The organism is Paenibacillus sp. VTT E-133291 (genome assembly GCF_002264395.1).
GTDB classification, from domain to species: domain Bacteria; phylum Bacillota; class Bacilli; order Paenibacillales; family Paenibacillaceae; genus Paenibacillus_AQ; species Paenibacillus_AQ nitricinens.
Window position 1 is genome coordinate 20,077 of the sequence record NZ_NFVA01000050.1, and the last position, 18,583, is coordinate 38,659.

Annotated in this window: 17 protein-coding genes; 12 read left to right on the forward strand and 5 right to left on the reverse strand. The window is 42.1% G+C overall.

Annotated features, from left to right (window positions below; translation table 11 throughout):
- Positions 1 to 40: 40 nt before the first annotated feature.
- Genes CA598_RS19180 through CA598_RS19190 form a run of 3 tightly spaced genes read left to right on the forward strand, consistent with a single transcriptional unit; the run spans position 41 to position 2,629 of the window.
- A complete protein-coding gene (locus tag CA598_RS19180) occupies positions 41 to 1,243 on the forward strand; it encodes a Ger(x)C family spore germination protein (protein WP_094877510.1) in 1,203 nt (400 codons plus the stop codon).
- Positions 1,244 to 1,261: 18 nt separating this feature from the next.
- A complete protein-coding gene (locus CA598_RS19185; RefSeq protein WP_094877511.1) occupies positions 1,262 to 2,374 on the forward strand; it encodes a GerAB/ArcD/ProY family transporter in 1,113 nt (370 codons plus the stop codon).
- A gap of 24 nt (positions 2,375 to 2,398) precedes the next feature.
- A complete protein-coding gene (locus tag CA598_RS19190; RefSeq protein ID WP_094877512.1) occupies positions 2,399 to 2,629 on the forward strand; it encodes a hypothetical protein in 231 nt (76 codons plus the stop codon).
- Positions 2,630 to 2,910: 281 nt separating this feature from the next.
- On the opposite strand, the gene CA598_RS19195 is transcribed toward CA598_RS19190, so the two are convergent.
- The 4 genes from CA598_RS19195 to CA598_RS19210 all read right to left on the reverse strand — a co-directional run bounded on the left by CA598_RS19195 (position 2,911) and on the right by CA598_RS19210 (position 7,257).
- A complete protein-coding gene (locus CA598_RS19195; protein ID WP_094877513.1) occupies positions 2,911 to 3,942 on the reverse strand; it encodes a LacI family DNA-binding transcriptional regulator in 1,032 nt (343 codons plus the stop codon).
- 100 nt (positions 3,943 to 4,042) lie between these two features.
- On the reverse strand, positions 4,043 to 4,876 hold the full coding sequence (locus CA598_RS19200) for a carbohydrate ABC transporter permease (protein ID WP_094869197.1): 834 nt from the start codon (positions 4,874 to 4,876) through the stop codon (positions 4,043 to 4,045).
- Entirely contained in the window at positions 4,876 to 5,718 is an 843-nt protein-coding gene (locus CA598_RS19205; RefSeq protein ID WP_094869198.1) for a carbohydrate ABC transporter permease, read from the reverse strand. The genes CA598_RS19200 and CA598_RS19205 overlap by 1 nt, the downstream gene beginning before the upstream one ends.
- Before the next feature lie 156 nt (positions 5,719 to 5,874).
- Complete coding sequence (locus CA598_RS19210; protein ID WP_094877514.1) at positions 5,875 to 7,257, reverse strand: ABC transporter substrate-binding protein; 1,383 nt, start codon at positions 7,255 to 7,257, stop codon at positions 5,875 to 5,877.
- Positions 7,258 to 7,732: 475 nt separating this feature from the next.
- Between CA598_RS19210 and CA598_RS19215 the strand changes: the two genes are divergently transcribed.
- From CA598_RS19215 to CA598_RS19225, 3 genes are all read left to right on the forward strand, one after another.
- Entirely contained in the window at positions 7,733 to 8,266 is a 534-nt protein-coding gene (locus tag CA598_RS19215) for an N-formylglutamate amidohydrolase (RefSeq protein ID WP_143812425.1), read from the forward strand.
- 67 nt (positions 8,267 to 8,333) lie between these two features.
- A complete protein-coding gene (locus tag CA598_RS19220; RefSeq protein ID WP_094869201.1) occupies positions 8,334 to 9,380 on the forward strand; it encodes a hypothetical protein in 1,047 nt (348 codons plus the stop codon).
- A gap of 14 nt (positions 9,381 to 9,394) precedes the next feature.
- Positions 9,395 to 10,744, forward strand: a complete 1,350-nt coding sequence (locus tag CA598_RS19225; RefSeq protein ID WP_179283709.1) for a bifunctional folylpolyglutamate synthase/dihydrofolate synthase — start codon at positions 9,395 to 9,397, stop codon at positions 10,742 to 10,744.
- On the opposite strand, the gene CA598_RS19230 is transcribed toward CA598_RS19225, so the two are convergent.
- Positions 10,739 to 11,536 (reverse strand): ATP-grasp domain-containing protein, encoded by a 798-nt coding sequence (locus CA598_RS19230; protein ID WP_094877517.1) that lies wholly within the window; start codon positions 11,534 to 11,536, stop codon positions 10,739 to 10,741. The genes CA598_RS19225 and CA598_RS19230 overlap by 6 nt on opposite strands.
- 361 nt (positions 11,537 to 11,897) lie before the next feature.
- On the opposite strand from CA598_RS19230, the gene CA598_RS19235 reads away from it, so the two are divergent.
- From CA598_RS19235 to CA598_RS19260, 6 genes are all read left to right on the forward strand, one after another.
- Positions 11,898 to 12,791, forward strand: a complete 894-nt coding sequence (locus tag CA598_RS19235) for a carbohydrate ABC transporter permease (protein ID WP_036687229.1) — start codon at positions 11,898 to 11,900, stop codon at positions 12,789 to 12,791.
- Positions 12,788 to 13,666 carry a carbohydrate ABC transporter permease gene (locus CA598_RS19240; RefSeq protein WP_094869204.1) on the forward strand — a complete coding sequence of 293 codons (879 nt, stop codon included), beginning with the start codon at positions 12,788 to 12,790 and terminating at the stop codon, positions 13,664 to 13,666. The genes CA598_RS19235 and CA598_RS19240 overlap by 4 nt, the downstream gene beginning before the upstream one ends.
- Before the next feature lie 53 nt (positions 13,667 to 13,719).
- The gene (locus CA598_RS19245) at positions 13,720 to 15,105 is read left to right on the forward strand and encodes an ABC transporter substrate-binding protein (RefSeq protein ID WP_094869205.1); all 1,386 of its coding nucleotides are present in this window, start codon (positions 13,720 to 13,722) and stop codon (positions 15,103 to 15,105) included.
- A gap of 133 nt (positions 15,106 to 15,238) precedes the next feature.
- Positions 15,239 to 16,228, forward strand: coding sequence for a LacI family DNA-binding transcriptional regulator (locus CA598_RS19250; RefSeq protein ID WP_094877518.1), 990 nt, complete (start codon positions 15,239 to 15,241; stop codon positions 16,226 to 16,228).
- Between the two features lie 30 nt (positions 16,229 to 16,258).
- Positions 16,259 to 17,272 (forward strand): N-acetylglucosamine kinase, encoded by a 1,014-nt coding sequence (locus tag CA598_RS19255; protein ID WP_094869207.1) that lies wholly within the window; start codon positions 16,259 to 16,261, stop codon positions 17,270 to 17,272.
- The gene (locus CA598_RS19260) at positions 17,220 to 18,572 is read left to right on the forward strand and encodes a 6-phospho-beta-glucosidase (RefSeq protein WP_094869208.1); all 1,353 of its coding nucleotides are present in this window, start codon (positions 17,220 to 17,222) and stop codon (positions 18,570 to 18,572) included. Before CA598_RS19255 ends, CA598_RS19260 begins: the two co-directional genes overlap by 53 nt.
- Positions 18,573 to 18,583: the final 11 nt, after the last annotated feature.

Genomic DNA, 18,583 nt, shown 5'->3' on the forward strand with positions numbered 1-18,583 from the left:
CGTGTTTAGAGGGTATTCAGAGCTAACGGAGGAATAAACCATGAAACGAAGATCGCTTCTGATTTGTGTTCTTATACTCATGCAAATATTTCTAACAGGTTGCTGGAGTCGCCAAGAATTGAATGATCTTGCGATTGCAGTAGGAATAGGTATAGATAAAATCGGAGATCAATATCAAGTTTCTGCACAAGTGGTTTTACCTAGTCAAATCGCTGGCTCAAAGGGAGGTTCACCTCAAGCACCCGTAAACCTTTACAAAGCGACCGGAAATACCGTATATGAAGCCCTTAGGAAAATCACAACCGTTAGTCCACGTAAAATTTATATCTCGCATCTAAGAATCCTGGTTCTTGGTGAAGATTTGGCTAAAGAGGGAATCAGTGATGTTCTTGACTTTATGTCAAGAGATACTGAAACGCGAAATGATTATTTTATAGTGGTGGCAAAGGATGCCAAGGCAGCAGATGCTTTGAAAATATTAACCAGTCTTGAAAAGATTCCTGCTGTGCGATTGTTTTCTAGTCTGGAAACATCAGAGAAACAATGGGCACCTACATCTACTGTGACATTAGGAACACTAATAACAGAGCTTGTAACTAAGGGTAAGCAGCCAATCTTAACTGGGGTTGTCATCGAGGGAAATGTAGATGTGGGAGAAACTCCGAAGAATGTTGAAACCGTAGACTCTCCAACAGAATTGAAATACTCTGGCTTGGCCCTATTCAAGGAGGATAAATTGATTGGCTGGCTAAATCAAGAGGAATCAAAAGTGTATAACTATTTAACAAATAAGGTGAAGAATACAGTTTTCTATATCCAATGTCCCGAAGGAAAAAAGGTTTCGCTTGAGGTGTTTGAAGCACGTTCTGAAATGAAAGGCAGCATGCAGAGTGACAAACCAGAAATCACTATTGAGCAGCATTTGGAAGTAGATGTAGGAGAGGTGCAATGTAGAAATTTAAATCTGACGGATACAAAAACCATCACTGAATTAGAACAAATCGCTAATAAAAAAGTAATAAATTTATTCGAGACAACTATTAAAAAGGTACAAAGTGAATACAAAAGCGATATTTTTGGATTCGGCGAGGCCATACACCGCTCTTATCCTCAGGCGTGGAAGAAACTACGAGACGATTGGGATCAGACGTTTGCAAATCTTCCAGTGAAGATAAAGGCGGACATTAGGATTCGCCAGGTAGGGAAAGTAACTAATTCTTTCTTAGAAGAGATGAAGCGTTAGATTGGAGTGAACGGAACCATGTTGGAAAAGGGAAAAATAAGCGCTCGTCAGCTAACCATACTGGTTATGCTCCTTACGATCGGGGATTCCATTCTTTTAATCCCCTCTTCCTCTACACACTATGCTGCACAAAATGCCTGGATTTCCACTTTAATTGGGATGGCATTAGGTTTGCTTGCCAACTATATGTACAGCAAGTTTGCAAAGGTATATCCCAAATTAACGCTTATTGAGATCATTCAAAAGGTCTTTGGAAAATGGATTGGGACTATGCTATCGCTTATGGCTTTAATTTTTTTTCTTGTTGTTATGGCTGGAAGTTTGCGGGAAATCAGTGATTTTGTGATTTCAGAAATGTTGCCTGCAACTCCTATTCCGGCCATTCTACTCTTATTTATACTTATCGTAATTATGGCTACGCGGCTTGGTATTGAAGTTATCGGACGAGCTGGTGAGCTCTTCACACCCATGGTCATTATCTTATTTCTGATCCTGACGGTTGCAATTGTTCCTCAGATGGAAATTGTTAGAATCTTCCCTGTCATGGAAGATGGAATAAAGCCCATACTGAAAGGGTCTATTCCCATTACGGCTTACACCTTCTTAGAGCCGGTTGTCTTTCTAATGATACTTCCTTATGTAAATAAACAACAACAAATAACAAGGAGTTTTATACACGGCACCCTTTTAGGGGGGACTGTAATTTTCATAACGATCATCGTCTCCATACTAGTGTTAGGTCCTGATCTGACGGCTAGAGATTTATATCCCAGCTATAACATCGCAAGGCGCATATCTGTTGGCGGATTCTTCGAGCGAGTTGAAGCCTTAATAGCTCTACAGTGGATGTTAACCTTCTTTATAAAAGTAACTTTATACTTTTATGCTTTTATTCTGGGTTTGTCCCAATTATTAAAATTAAAAGAGTATCGAGTGTTAACCTTACCCACAGGGTTGATTTTAGTTGCACTAGCACCTCTTATAGCCCCAAATTACACCTATTACAGCACGGTTTTTGAAAATTATTGGGTGTATTATGTTATAACCTTTGGGTTATTTCTTCCTTTGGTGTTGTTAAGCATGGTTATGTTTCGAAGGGCCCTAAGCAATGACTTGAAATCCGGAAACTAAAGATGGTTTGGGAGGTTGTGAACATTGGGTATAGTAGTGACCCTCATAGTTGTAGCCGTTATTGCAGCCCTTGAAGTTCCCCTGATGTGGAAGAAAAAATTATTCAAGGAGATGTGGGTTTTCTCATTTCTTCTGTTGCTGGGAGCTTTCTTCAGTCTTATCAATGCGTTACATATCTCGGTCTCTAACCCACTGGGATGGATGATATTTATCTATAAACCCATCTCCGATACGATAAGTGCCTGGTTATCCTAAAATGGGACTAAACCCCTCTCTTAAGAAAGACGGCTTAGTCCCAAAAATTAAACGATGTTGCCAAATCGGCAAGCGAACTAAAATTTGTCGCCACCCTTTCACGAGCCAACCAGTAATAAACCTCCTGTCCCCTCTTCTTATTGTCCACAATGCGAGCAGCAGGGTCACCGAATGCGGTGAGAAACCGTGTGATGCTGTTGATATCGTTAGATTTAATCTCTTGCGGTTCTATCTCCCCACCCCGATTCGTAAATAAACTTAAACATATGAACTGCTTGACACTACAATATAGACCTCGTAGATTCTCTAATCATTAATTCTGCAGGGAAGATCTGATGCGCATGATTTACCTTCTTATTAATGAGATCAAACAAAATCTTAATCGTCGCTTCCGCAATTTCTACTACAGGCTGTTTGATGGTAGTAATGGAAGGATTATAATAGAAGGAAATATCCAGTCCGTCATAACCTGCCACAGAGTACTCTTCTGGAACTCGCTTACCTGCTTCAAATATTGCTTTACAAGCACCGATGGCCATACTATCTGATGAGGTAAAGATAGCAGTAAACTCTTCCCCTGACTCCAGCAGTTCTTTTGTAACCGCATACCCATTTTCCATACTATAGCTGTCAATATTCTCTTTCATCCGGCGTACTAACCGTTCATTATAAGCTATCCCATGATCAGAAAGAGCCTTCTTATACCCTTCATATCTCAATTTACCGATACTCACATCATCTTCAGGCGCGGTAATGACTGCGATTTTCTCATGCCCTAGATTACATAAATAGTCCACAATTTTATAGCTCTCATTAAAGTCATCTACAGATACAGAAGAATAGTCACTTAGATCAAACTCTTCCGTCATTCCAATCGTACTCAGGACAAATGGAACCGTCAATTGCTGTAATTTTTCTTGAGAGTGTGAGAATAATCCCCCCAGGAACACAATTCCCTTCAGGCGTTTTTCTTTCTCCAGCTCAATCGCCACTTCGATCTCATCCTGATTCTCGTCGACACGTTGTAGGATGAAGGAGTATTTCTTTCGCTGGATCTCTTTTTCAAATACTTTAATCATCGGGCTGAAAAATGGGTTAGATATCCCTTTGATCAACACTGCAATCGTTTTCGAATCGGAACGTTTTAAATTTCTGGCACTGTTATTCGGAACATAATGATTTTCTTTGATGACTTTCATAACCATCGCTTTTGTTTCTTCATTAATATCCGGATGATTATTTATAGCTCTAGATACTGTAGTCACGCCAACCCCACATAATTTAGCGATATCTATAATAGTCAGTCTCTCCATCTCTATCTTTCCTTTACACGTTAAATAAGAAAGTAGGGGATTCTTGAAGAAAAGACTCAACAAGAAAAGCACCCTACTCGCTTCTACATACATATTCTATTTAACCCTTAACGGCTCCTGCAACGACACCTTCGATAATGTACTTTTGACAAGTCAGGTAGAAAATAATGATTGGCACAATCGCTAAGACCAGCATCGCCATCATAGCTCCCATGTCAATCGATCCATATCCACCTTTTAGGTACTGAATCGCAATAGGAATCGTTTTATATTCTGTACCAATCAGCAGGTCTGGCAATAGAAAGTCGTTCCACACCCACATTACATTAAGAATAGCTACAGTTACAGCAATCGGCTTCAGGATCGGCAATACCACTTTAAAGAAGGCTTGTGGCGGATTACATCCATCGATCATAACCGCTTCTTCAACCTCAAGAGGGATAGACTTCACAAATCCACTAAACATAAACACAGACAGCCCTGATCCAAATCCTAAATAGATCAAGATAATCCCGATTGGATTGTCCAGATGTAGAACGTTAGCCGTTTTAGTCATGGTGAACATAACCATTTGGAATGGTACGATCATTGAGAACACAAAAGCATAATACATCATACCTGTAAATTTTGATTTGACCCGAGTAATATACCATGCGGTCATGGAAGTGAATAACACGATTACAGCAACCGAACACACCGTGATAAACAAGGACATTCCGAAAGCACTGAAGAAATCAATCTTCGCTATACCGCTAGTATAGTTCTTCAAACCAACAAAAGTAGTTCCATTAGGGAGTAAGAAAGGTGTATCACTAATGTAAAACTTACCTTTAAAGGAGTTCATCAGAACAATAAAGATCGGAGATAAGAACGCAATGGCCAAGACCAACAAAATGGTGAAAATGGAGTAGTCTTTTGCTCTAGTCTGTTGCATTAGTTCTCAACCTCCTTTCTTCTAGTAATGACAAGTTGTATTAAGGCGATTAAGGCTACCAGTGCAAAAAATACGACGGCTTTCGCTTGACCGACACCTTCCCATCCTGTTTTTCCGTAGAACGTATTGTAGATGTCGAGTGCTAACATCGAGGTCTGCTTAGAAGGAGCACCCGCAGTCAACGCTAAGTTTTGGTCAAACAATTTGAATGAATTCGATAACGTTAAGAATAAACAAATGGTAATGGACGGCATTACGAGTGGAATCGTCACATTACGTAGAATCTTCGAACGTGAAGCTCCATCAATTCTTGCCGCTTCTACTATATCCTTAGGCACATTTTGAATACCTGCAACATAGATAATCATCATGTAACCTATCAATTGCCAATTCATAAGGATGATTAATCCCCAAAATCCATAAGTTGCGTCAGAGGTTAAAGTAACTCCAAATTTGTACAAAATACCATTGAAAATCAGCTGCCAGATGTATCCTAATACGATACCGCCTATCAAGTTAGGCATGAAAAAAATAGTTCTAAATACATTAGTCCCTTTTAGCTTTCTAGTTAACAACATCGCCAGTATGAAGGCGAATACATTAATCGTAAGAACCGATAGAACTGTAAACTTAACCGTAAAACCCAGTGCATTTAGAAATTCTTGATTTGAAAATGCTTTAATGTAATTGCCAAACCCGATCCATTTTGCATCATTGACGGTAGTAAACTCTGTAAAGGATAAATATATCCCCAGCAGAAAAGGTACAACAAACGCGATCCCAAAGGCTATCATGGTCGGTAACGCAAAAAGAGCAAAATATTTTCTTATCGATTTTTCCATGGAGTCTTCTCCTATCTCAGTATGGAAAATGATGAACTAGATGTAATTTACTCGAATTGTTGCTTAGTGCCACTGAAATCCGTCTCGACTCCAGTGGCACTAAGCTTATATCTGTATGACAACTGAGAATTATTCAATCATCTTTCCACGCCTTTTTTATTTTGCTTTTTCAGCCTTCCAAGTATCCTTAAAGATGGTTACAACTTCATCCCAGGTTTTATTCCCTTGAGCATATTGCAAGAGTGCATCACCAAAGACATTTTTGAATTCTTCACTTGGGAATGCTGCAAATGTCCAAGCTACGGAGGTCAAATCTTTTTCCATCCAAGCGGAGACTTCTTTAGCCAGTGGATCTGCTGGTTTTTCATTTTCTTCAAAGGTATTGAATGGAGCGATGAAACCTAGATCGTTCGTTACATAAGCTTTACCTTTTTCACTGGAGAACAACCATTCCAAGAAAGCGATAGAAGCTTGTTGGTTCTCAGCAGATGCTTTGCTGTTGATTGCAAAATAGTTTTCTGTACCTACAGCCAGACCTTGTTTCTCTTCGCCTTCCATACCTGTGTAGATAGGCAAGAATTTAATCTCATCTGCTTTCACTACGTTACCGTCAACATCATTGATTTGTGACCAAGCCCAGTTACCGTTTTGAACCATAGCTGCGTTACCGAGTGCGAATTCAGCCATGGAATCAGCTACAGACTTACTGCCTAGCAAAGATTCTTTAGTCACAGAGTTCTTGATGTAAAGATCGAAGATATTTTTAAATTTATCATTGTATTTGAATTCAACTTCTTTAGAGGCTAAACCGGCAAGAACTGTGTTATCAAACTCAGTGTTGTCCTTGAATTCATAGTACAGTGGCAAGTTAGCCAAGTGAGTCTGCCATCTCCATTGCTCACCAGCAGCGAGGGAAGTGGAAGCGAATACGCCTTTAATACCCAGTTGATCTTTTTTAGCGGTCATATCTTCTACTACTGCTTTCAAAGTGTCGAAGTTATTGATTTCAGTGGTGGAAGAGATCGACACAGCTTTATCAGGTAGCGCAAAGTATTTCTTCATAATCGCGTCGTTGTAAATAATACCGTATCCTTCAACCACGTAAGGGATACCATATACACCTTCACCTTCAGTTACAGCCAGGCTTTTGTCGGATAGATAGCTGTACAGCTTAGTATCTTTCAAATCCAAGGTGTAATCTTTCCAAGATTGAAAACCAACAGGTCCGTTGATTTGGAAAATCGTAGGTGCTTCGGACTTAGAAATTTCCGATTTCAATTTCGTTTCGTAAGTACCTGCAGCAGCCGTTACGACTTTCACTTTAACTCCTGTCTCTGCTTCGTAATCCTTAGCGATTTTTTCATATATTTCTGCAATTTCAGGCTTGAAGTTTAAAAAGTAAACCGATCCTTTTTTTCCAGATGAAGCGTTTCCATCATTTGTTGCTGTATTGTTCTCTTTATTACCGCATCCTGCTGCCAAGACTACAACCATAGACATTACCAACATGAGCCCTAAGTATTTTTTGATGTTCTTCATTTTTCTTCCCCCTCATACTTTTTATTTAATGATTTCATTTGAAGACGTTTCTCCGAGTAGCGCTACCGAAATAATGTCAGCGGTTACAATTGACTTAAATAATCTTCTTTATTTTTCCGGTATCCTTATCGGTAACGTTTTCAATTGAAATATTAGCACACCGTTTTCCACATTACAATAGCCTTTTTATTGGTAAAACTAGCCATCTGAAATCTTCGAACGTTATAATAGACAAGTATAAACGCCTTCGGCGTCCTAAGTAAGGACGGTGATCGTTTAAGCGTGAAATATAAAAATATAAGCTAAAGCGTGAAACTTATACTTTCTTGTATTCACAATAGTAAATAGGAATAGGTGATGGCATATCTTATCTCTGATCGAGAAGTATGAGTTACAATTCTCTAATAACAATTATTTTGGCGATATTGGAGTGGAGCCCTCCTACACCATTGTAAAAGGCGCTCTCCCGGTACTTGTGTCAGCTCCGCATGCCATTAACCACTATAGAGAAAATGCTGTAAAACCTGCGGATATGTATACAGGTTCACTTGCTCTGCTATTACAAAAGCTCACAGGTTGTCATTGTATCTATTCCAATAGCTTCTCCAAAGAAGATCCCAATTACATCCTTGGCGGAGAATATAAAGCTGCACTTGGAACAATTGTCAAAGAACATCAAATTAAATTCGTTATAGACCTGCATGGGGCTTCTAAAGATAGAGAATTCGATATGGATTTAGGCACATTACACGGAACATCCATACAAGCAAATAATATAAATGAGGTTGTACGTATTTTTTTCAATAATGGTATTACCAATGTTCATCAAAACCATACATTTTCTGCATCTCATCCCGGAACGATCACTTCATATTCAGCCAAAGAATTGTTAGTTCAAAGTGTTCAAATTGAAATTAATCGAAATTATCGTAACCCGAAATCCTTTGATTTATTCCAAAAAACCATTCATTCCCTCGAACAAATTATCAATCAATTGGGAGGCGCCTAACATAAACATCGAGCAGACCTTCACCATATTAGACAAACAAAGCTATACTGCCAGAGATGAAATTACGATGAATCCCGATGAGCTGGTTGATTTAGGCTTAGTTCACCATATTTTTGTCGAGCTTACAGCAGAGAATGGCACTCAGGTTAGCTGTTTACTTTTATCAAAAGGTGATATCCCAAGAGGGAGTATACAATTATCTAAAAGAGCAAAGGACAAGCTAGGAGACTGCCCCTTAACAGGATTAACCATCACTAAACCGGAGTACAACACAATCCTTCGGGGAATTCCTAAAGTGAACGAGATTGCCAAACCTTATGTCAAAGCATGTCCAACACTCGTCCGTAAATATTCGAATCATGTCGAGCTGATTAATCCTAAGAATGGCTTTCGCATAAACATCACTCTAAAAGAGGATCACACAGCCAAGCCGAATACGCTGTATTTCAACAGGTACATCATGTTGTTGCTTGAGACTCAGGCCACTGAGGATGATCAACTAATCATTACCCGTGCAAGAACAAGTCCTCAATCCAAGCCAGGCATACATAAACTTATACATCTGGGAATCAAACGGCCCTTAACCGCATTAGGAAATCTTTTTATTGGCAAAAGAGAGCTTACGCTAAGAGTAGGACATCCCTACCCTTTTGATGAGCACCAAAACTTATGCCGAATTCACCCCAATGTTAGAAAACTGCTGGGCATGGAAGAGACCGATAAAATCGTCATTTCCTACAACCATAAAGAAATCGCCGTCCCCATCTTAGACATAGATACGGAGCATATTGCCCAGCTAATCAAGCTAAATGAGGAGAATGAGCAGCTTAAATTTATCGACAGCCACTTATTTATCGGAATCACTGCTTTGTCACGAAATGAATTAGAAATCCCCAACATCGGCACATCGGTTACTGTAAAAAGAAGCATGAACTCTCTATTTTTAAAACACTTAAATAAGCTGGTCTTGCCCGTAATCGCTTTATTGTTTACAGTAGTGCAGCTGTATAAAGATTTGAACTGGAGCATCGCTCTGACTGTTGGTATTTCCGTTGTACTACTTCCGATCATCATCTATACAACACTATCCGAAGAACGAGCAAAAATTAACTAAATGGAGCGATGATCGTGAAATTCACTTCACAATCCCAGGTAGAAGATATGATCTACAGCTCTTATCTGAGAGCCATTAACAACATCACAGAATCTTTGGATGAACAAGTTAGACGACCGGAATTCACCAGAGCATTGCTGGATCTAGTCGGAAATCCGGATCGAGATCAACAATACATACTAGTCACAGGCAGTAAAGGTAAGGGCTCCACCTCTAGATTTATCTCCTCTTTGTTAAGTCACTTAGGATATAAAGTGGGCTTATTCACCTCACCCCATCTGGTTGATTTCAACGAAAGAATACGGATTGACGGGAAGGCCATATCCACGGACGATTTTGTACGATTAGGAAATATAGTTGGCGAGGAATTCCAAAGGATTGAAGATCAGCTTGCCACAGATGAGTATCAAGGTCCTATTGGTGTAGGTCTAGCGATTGCGGCGTTGTACTTCAAGGAGAATCTTACTGACTTCAATGTGATTGAATGCGGAAGAGGTGGAAGATTTGATGACACCAATGTTCTGAAGAATGACTGGGCTGTCATCACTCCGATTATGGAAGAGCATGTAGCTAATTTGGGACCTGACCTAAACAGTATTACGCTTCATAAGCTGGGCATCGTCAAAAATAAAGCAACAAACGTATATATCAGCAAACAGAAACCGAGCGTACTCGCGACTATAAAGGAGAACCTTAGCGCCCATTCTGCACAGTATTATGAGGAGCAATTTGGGACTGATTCTATTGCGATTGGACCGGTTGGAACTACTTTTGATATTCGGACAAATCAAGCGATTTATCCATCCTTAACGATTCCGTTATTAGGGCAGTTTCAAGCACTCAATGCAGCCACTGCAGTCGCACTATGTGAGGATATTACAGGAGGTTCCCTCAATAGGGAACTCGTTGGCAATTGTTTTGCAAAACTGCAGTGGCCGGGGCGATGTGAAGTGATCTCTCATGATCCATTAACGATTATTGATGGGGCGATTCATAAAGAATCTGCAAGCTATTTGGCTGAACTTATTCAACTCGTTAATCCTGACCGCAACCGCTCTGTAACTTCAATCATCGGTGTCCCTAAAGATAAGGATTATACAGGAGTTATTGAAATGATGAGTACGGTCTCGGAGCAAATCATCGTCACAAAGCCTGATATAAGTCATCTTTCTTTTCCTACAGATGCACTTCATATCGCCAAACATTTTATCGAAAAAAGCTACGAGTTCCCTTATTTGGAGGATGCTCTCTCACACCTAAAGGCAAGCTCTTCCTCCGAAATTATTGTTATTGTCGGCACGCAAACCTTTATCGGAAACGCCAAACGATTATTCGGGCAATCGCTGCTCGATATCGGATTATAACTGATCCAAGCGCTGGAGAATTACTTCCCTATAAAGATCAGATAGAGCTGGCACCTTACTTGGATTCTGCTTACAATACTCATCTAACATCACCTTATGATTGACTTCAATAACCATGAGGCCTTGATTTGTCTCTAAAATATCTACGGAGCAGAAATCAAGGCCTAGTGCTTTAGAAGCCCGGGAAGCAAGCTCCGCTAGCGCCACTCGTTTGGCATGATCGTTAACTTCAATCGCAAGAGCCCCATTAATCAAATTATGCTTCCAGGAATGCACTCTTTTTTTGCCAAGGAATACACGCGCTTGATGATTAAAAGTTACGATTCTATACTCAATCTCCGCTTCATAATAAGGACCTATCGCCCCATTAAGCTGCAAAGAAAATAATAAATCCAGCTTTTCGTGCAGATCGGCTATCTCATTAATTTTATAAACATGATTTCCCTGCGCCCCGTTATCCTGCTTCACAACTACCTGCTTATTGAACTTATAAAAAGAACGCTCGGCTAATTCATAAGGATCTGAATGATTAAATTTTTCGTCGGGATGTGCTAAATAGGTATGTTCTACAGCCGCAACATCCTCTTTGTGAAGAACGTCATAAGTTAGAGATTTACTCATAGCAATAATTGTAGAGGCACTGCTATTCAGACCTATTTCAGCGTCTACCATCACAAAGGATTTCAATCCATCCGACGCTCTATATACGAAATTCGGTGTAACTTCCTCAAAGGTAATCCCTGAGGTTGTAACAGAATGCTGGATCATTTTTAAGTAAGGCCTAGTCGTCATTCAGTTTCCTCATTTCCAACAAAATAATACCAAACCTAATCATAGCATGAGAAATATCAATCGAAAACATATTTATATGTTAGTTAAGCTAACAAACACACACTCAAAATCTTGATAAATAGGCTCTTTCTCAGAAAATATATAGAGTTTATGTTATGTTTTATGACTGATAACGCTTTTACAGAAAAAATAAGTGTTGATTATTTATTAATCATCCTCTATGATAAGCTTATCAAGCGAACCAAAAAGTTAAAGCGGTTAAACTTTTGATTTTGAGTTTCTAGTATTATTGCTATTAAATAGTGTTGTCATGATCAAAAGTTAAAGCGCTTATACTTTAAAACTGAAAGGTTGATGTGTCATGATCAATCGCGAGAACAGGCGGCAGACGTTTTATATGTATCTGTTCATTTCTCCTTGGATTATCGGCTTCCTTGTATTCGCCCTTTATCCTATTTTGTCATCGCTTTACTTCAGCTTCACTGATTATGACATCATTCACCCACCTAAGTTCATCGGGCTCGCTAACTACACAGAGATGTTTCACAATGACCTGTTCTGGAAATCGGTAGTTGTCACGCTGAGATATACCTTCATCGGTGTTCCCATCCAGCTTGCACTTGGTCTTGGTTTTGCGCTATTGCTCCACCAGACCATTCCTCTCCGCGGCTTTTTCCGAACAGCAATGTATTTTCCAAGTATGGTATCCGGCGTGGCTATGTCCCTGCTATGGTACTGGATCTTCAACCCGCAAATCGGGCTCTTCAATTACATTCTTTCCTGGTTCGGCATTCATGGACCGGCTTGGCTGATGAACCCCGACACTGCGCTATACGCCTTAATCATCATGACTTTCTGGACAGCAGGCTCAGGAATGATTTTATTCCTCGCAGGACTGCAAGGCGTACCGGCCAGTTTGATCGAAGCAGCCAATCTTGACGGTGCTGGACGCTTCAGAATTTTCTTGAACATTACCTTACCAATGATCTCTCCTGTCCTGCTCTTTCAACTAATTATGGGGCTGATCGATTCTTTCCAAGTCTTTACCCAAGCTTTTGTCATGACTCAAGGAGGTCCAAATTACTCAACCTGGTTCTATGTGTATAATCTCTACACCAGTGCTTTCAAAGAATATCGTGCCGGTTATTCCTCAGCCTTGGCCTGGGTGCTCCTCATCGTAGTTATGCTGTGCACCGCACTAATTATGAAATTATCTAACCGTTATGTTCACTACGAAGGAGGCGGACGCAAATGAGTACAGTAAGAGCGCTAAGCCCCCAGACTAAAGGAACAAGACGCCGCCGGAAAGTGGAACCTGTTAAGATTTTCAGCTTTATCACTTTAGTAGTAACAACCTTTCTGATGCTGCTTCCTTTGTTCTTCATGGTCTCCACTTCACTTAAGTCCAAACGCGAGATGCTGAAGTTCCCGCCCACCTTTCTACCGGAGAGCTGGCAGTGGAGCAATTACACAGAAATTTTTGATACCCTGCAGTTCGGTACGCTTTACAAAAACAGTTTAATTATCGCCGGTCTCAGCGTTGTAGGTACATTAATTTCTTCGGCGCTGGTCGCCTATGGATTCGCCAGATTTAGAGGTAAAGGGAATCAGATATGGTTCATTCTATTATTGAGCACAATGATGTTGCCTTATCCAGCCATTATGATTCCGCAATTCGTACTCTTTTCACAAATGAACTGGATCGACACCTTTCTACCCTTGATTGTGCCTGCTTTCTTCGGCTCAGCTTATAACATTTTCCTGCTGCGCCAATTCTTCTCCACGTTGCCTGAAGAGCTGTTTGATGCCGGACGCATTGATGGCTGCGGCGAAATACGGATGTGGGCTACTATAGCACTCCCACTCTCCAAGCCTGCCCTAGCCACTGTAGCTATCTTTGCTTTTATCTACAACTGGAACGATCTGCTTACACCGGTGCTATACCTAAGCTCTTCAGAGAAGTTCACGCTACCCGTCGGGATGGCTTCTCTCACCTCATCGAGATTCCGCATTCCACCATGGCATCTGCTGATGGTCGCTTCAGTTCTGGCTATGGTTCCAATCGTTACGCTGTTCGCTGTAGCACAGAAACAGTTCGTCGAAGGGATTGTACTTACAGGGATTAAGTAATAATCCGCCAACAGGGCGGCCAAATATACTTGAAATCATGGAGGGTTTAGCTAATGAACAAGAACAGGAAAAGTAGTGCGCTTTTACTTGCAACAACCATGCTAGTTGTTCTGGCATTGTCAGGCTGTAGCGGAGGTAAATCGGCTGGTAACACTCTATCCGAAGGAAATGGCGGCTCGACCAATTCAGGAGGCAAGGCAGAAACGGTAACCATCACCCATTACACAATAGATTCAGAGGACCGGACATTTGTTGAGAAATTAATTCCTGATTTCGAAAAGCAGCACCCTAACATTAAAGTGAAAGTGGAAAAAGCACCTTATGAGCAGTTCGACAGCAAGCTGCAAACGCTAATTGCCGGTGGCAAATCACCAGATGTGACAAGTCACTGGGGTTATGGAGGTTTCGCAGAATACTACAACAAGGATATGCTGCTCGATTTGACCGACCTAATTAAAGAGGATGGTTTCAAGCCAGCGGATTACAACATCCCAGAGAACCTCATGAATATCTATAAGGTTAAAGATCACACATATGGTATCCCAGTTAATATGTATGTCACCTTAATGCTCTATAACAAAGACATGTTTGATGCTGCCAAGCTGACTTACCCAACAAGCGATTATGAAGATAAGAGCTGGACGTTTGAAAAGATGGTCGACCAAGCTAAACAAATGACTCTCGTCTCCGATGATATTGCCAAAACACAATATGGCGTAGACTTTACCTGGTCTGAACGCGATATGCGGCCATTATATTTTGGAGCGCAGCCTTATTCAGAGGATACATGGACTAATGGCGGTGTGCCTTCTGAGACTTATTTTGATTCCCCTGAAGTGATTGCCGCCTATAACAAGCTCTTTGATCTCGTCTTCAAGGATAAGGTCTCCCCTTCCTCTGAGTGGAGCAAAAGCGTAGCCGGACAGAACGGCGATCCCTTCGTTGCAGGTAAAATCGGGATGTCTATCGGTGGCTCATGGAACCTTGCAGGTGCGAATGACTTTCCCTTCAAAATCGGCGTAGCCGCCGTACCATGGGGAGGAAACGATAAGGTGCGCAGCACACTTTACGTCGATCCGCTGCTGATCTTGAAGGACTCCAAACATCCGAAGGAAGCTTTGGAATGGATCAAATATTTGATCACTACCGAAGTGCAGGAGAAATCCATTGAGCTTAGTGGCGGTAACCCACCCGTCAACACCGAAGCTGCTGAAGCTTACTATAAACATTTTGACGGCATCGATCCACAAGATATCAAAAATGTCTACGAGGGTGCTGTGAACTATGGCTTCGAATCCTATAACCATTTGATCACCAACTACTCGCAAATTAATGACATGTTCATTAATGAATTGCAGCCAGTAGAAACTGGACATAAGACGGTGGAAGAGGTGATGACGACGATTCAGAAAAAAGTTACGGAGATCATTCATCGTTAATATTTGGCAAGTATGCCGTCCCTTTAGGGACGGTATGCCTGTTTGAAATCATACGTTCAGCGGACAGTCTGCCAACCCTGTATACTGAAGGTAGAAAACAGGATCGGAAAATCTGCCGCGAGGAGAGCTTGAGATGAAAGTGAGTATTTTTGATGTAGCCAAAAAGTCGGGATTATCCGTTGTAACCGTATCCCGGGTCTTAAACGGGGCCGAATCGGTACGCGAGAATAATCGCCAGAAGGTGCTGGAGGCCATTAAAGAGCTGGATTATCGCCCTAATGCAGCGGCACGCAGTCTGGCAAGCGGTAAGACGGGAATTATCGGTATTATTGTCACCACGCTGCAGGATTCCTTTTTTGACGCGGTGGTCAAAGAGCTGAATGAAGTATTAGCGATGCATGGTTATTTTTCAGCCATATCCATCTCAACAGGCATCGAATCGGATGATAGCCATTATTTGATCCAAGAAGATCGTGTAGATGGTTTGATTCTGCTCTCTCCGATAGAAGAGGACAATTATATTGTGGAAATGAAACGACGAGGCATCCCTTATGTACTAATCGATAACCAAAAGCCTGAGAATGACACCTACTCTATTACAATCGACAACTTCAAAGGCGGATATATGGCTACCCGTCATCTGTTAGCGCTCGGCCATACATCAATCGCTCATCTCTGTGGACAGGAAATGTTCCGTAGTACACGGGAGCGGCGTGCCGGATTCCTACAAGCGCTTGAGGAAAAAGATCTTACTCCATTTGAAATTGTACATGGCGAATTCGAAATTGAAATGGGATACGATACCTGTAAGCGTTGGCTGAACAAAGGACAGTTACCTACTGCAGTATTCGCTGGCGATGACAATATCGCCCTTGGCGTTATCAACGCGCTGATGGAAGCTGGCATTCGGGTACCCGAACAGGTAGCTGTGATTGGCTATGATGATCATTATATCGCTTCACAGCTTCATCCATATTTAACAACGATCCGTCAGCCCTCGGACAAAATTGGATTAGCAGCTGCCGAAATGCTCTTAAAGCGTATCTCCGGAAAGATGAAGCGCGGAGCTGGTGTAAAGATTGACCCAGAGTTAATAGTACGGGAATCTACTACTTCCAAGTAATTAAATAATATAAACAAGGAGTGACAACCATTGACTTACTACTTGGGAATCGATGGTGGAGGCACCAAAACCTATGCTCTGCTATGCGATGAACATGGCAATGTTCTCGGTAAGGGCAGGAGCGGTAACGGCAACCACCAGACAGGCGCCCTTGAGGCAGCCAACAGTATTCGAGAGGCCACATTCGGGGCACTAAATGAGGCCGGACTCCGATTGGAGGACATCCAACATACTTATCTTGGGCTTGCCGGTGCTGACCGCGAGGCCGATTATGCTATTCTCCATCCAATGATTCGCGAGATCGGATTTATCAATTACACCATTAACTGTGACACCATGATCGGATTACGTGCAGGGACGACTCGCCCTTATGGAGTTGCACTAATCTGCGGCACAGGCACCAATTCGGCTGGCAGAAACACGCAAGGAGAGCACTATCAGTGTGGTGGTTTTGACTACATGTATGGTGACTTCGGCGGTGGCGGTGCACTCAACATTGAAGTCTTTCGTTCTGTCATAAGAGCTTGGGATGGACGGGAACAACCTACCCTCTTGACCGGACTTCTACTCAACTTGCTAGGTTATGAGGAAGTTGCAGATATGTTTAATGATTTCCTCAATCATTGGAAAAGGGTCCCTGTTCATGCTGCACGCTTGCTCTTCGAAGCAGCAGCTGAAGGAGATGCTGTAGCCTTAGAGATTCTAAATCGGCAAGGCGTTGAGTTAGGGAAGTCCGCTGCTGCAGTCATCCACAAGCTTGGGATGGAGCAGGATACTTTCGATGTGGTTCTGGCGGGAAGTCTGCTAACCCGTGGGGATCGCGGCTGGATTCGCGGACCTATTGAGAAAGCTGTACAAGCCGCAGCCCCACATGCAACTGTGGTGACTCTTGCCACAGAGCCTGTAGTAGGTGCCGTATGGTCTGCGATGGATCAAGATGGTTTGACCCTTAGTAGTGAAGTGTATGAGAGTATGCGGCAATTTCAAGATTATGAATCGATCCAACAAACAAAAAAGACAGGAGTGGTTGATCTTGGCAACTAATCAAGGATTAAAGATCGCAGTTATCGGTGGGGGTTCTTCGTATACACCCGAATTGGTAGAGGGATTTATTCTTCATTACAAGGAGCTTCCTGTTCGTGAACTATGGCTCGTAGACATCGAACCTGGACTTCGCAAGCTGAACATTGTTGGAAATCTCGCTAAACGTATGGTTGAGAAATCCGGGCTACCGATTGAAGTTCATCTTACAACAGACCGCCGGAAGGCTATCGAAGGCGCAGACTTCGTCAGCACTCAGATGCGTGTCGGTATGCTTGATGCCCGCGCACGTGATGAATCGATTCCTCTTAAATATGGTGTCATTGGTCAAGAAACGACAGGTCCTGGCGGAATGATGAAAGCACTGCGTACGATCCCTGTCATTCTGGATGTATGCCGGGATATTGAAGAGCTGGCTCCTAACGCATGGCTCCTCAATTTCACCAATCCTGCAGGAATGGTCACTGAGGCTGTTCTGAAATACTCCAAAGTAAAGAGTATCGGTCTCTGTAATGCACCTATCGGCCTGATCAAGCAAGTATCTTCCAAATATAACGTAGCTGCCGACCGTGTATATGCTGAGTTTGTGGGTCTGAATCACTTGCACTGGATTACTCGAATCGACGTTGATGGTGAAGATAAACTGGATGACATGCTCACAGAGGGCTACAGTGCCAAGAACGTGCCCGCCCGAGAGTGGAATCCAGAATTCCTACAATCTCTTCGCGCCGTGCCTTCCTACTATTTGAAATATTTCTATATGACGGATGCCATGCTCGAAGAGCAGATGGAATCGTTTAAGCAAGGTATCAACCGTGCTGAAGTCGTCAAACGCGTAGAAGAAGAGCTATTTGAGCTATACGCCAACTTAGAGCTGAGCGAGAAACCGAAACAGCTAGAACAACGCGGTGGTGCTTTCTATTCAGAAGCAGCAGTTAATCTCATGAGATCGCTCCATAACGGTTCAAACGACATCCAGACCTTAAATGTTGCTAACCGTGGCATACTGGACTTCTTGCCAGATGATGCAAGTATTGAAGTGAACTGTGTTGTCACCAAGAACGGACCACTACCTTTACCGTTGACTAAGATTCCACCGATGGCCAAAGGGCTTATTCATGCTGTCAAAACCTACGAGCAGCTAGCCATTGATGCCGCTGTAACAGGTGATCGTGCGCTTGCCCTTCAGGCAATGGTACATCATCCACTCGTTCCATCTGTAGATGTGGCGGTTCGGATGCTGGATGAAATGCTGGAAGCCAATAAAGAGTTCTTGCCGAACTTTTTTGGCAAACAATCATAGAAAAGAGGCGT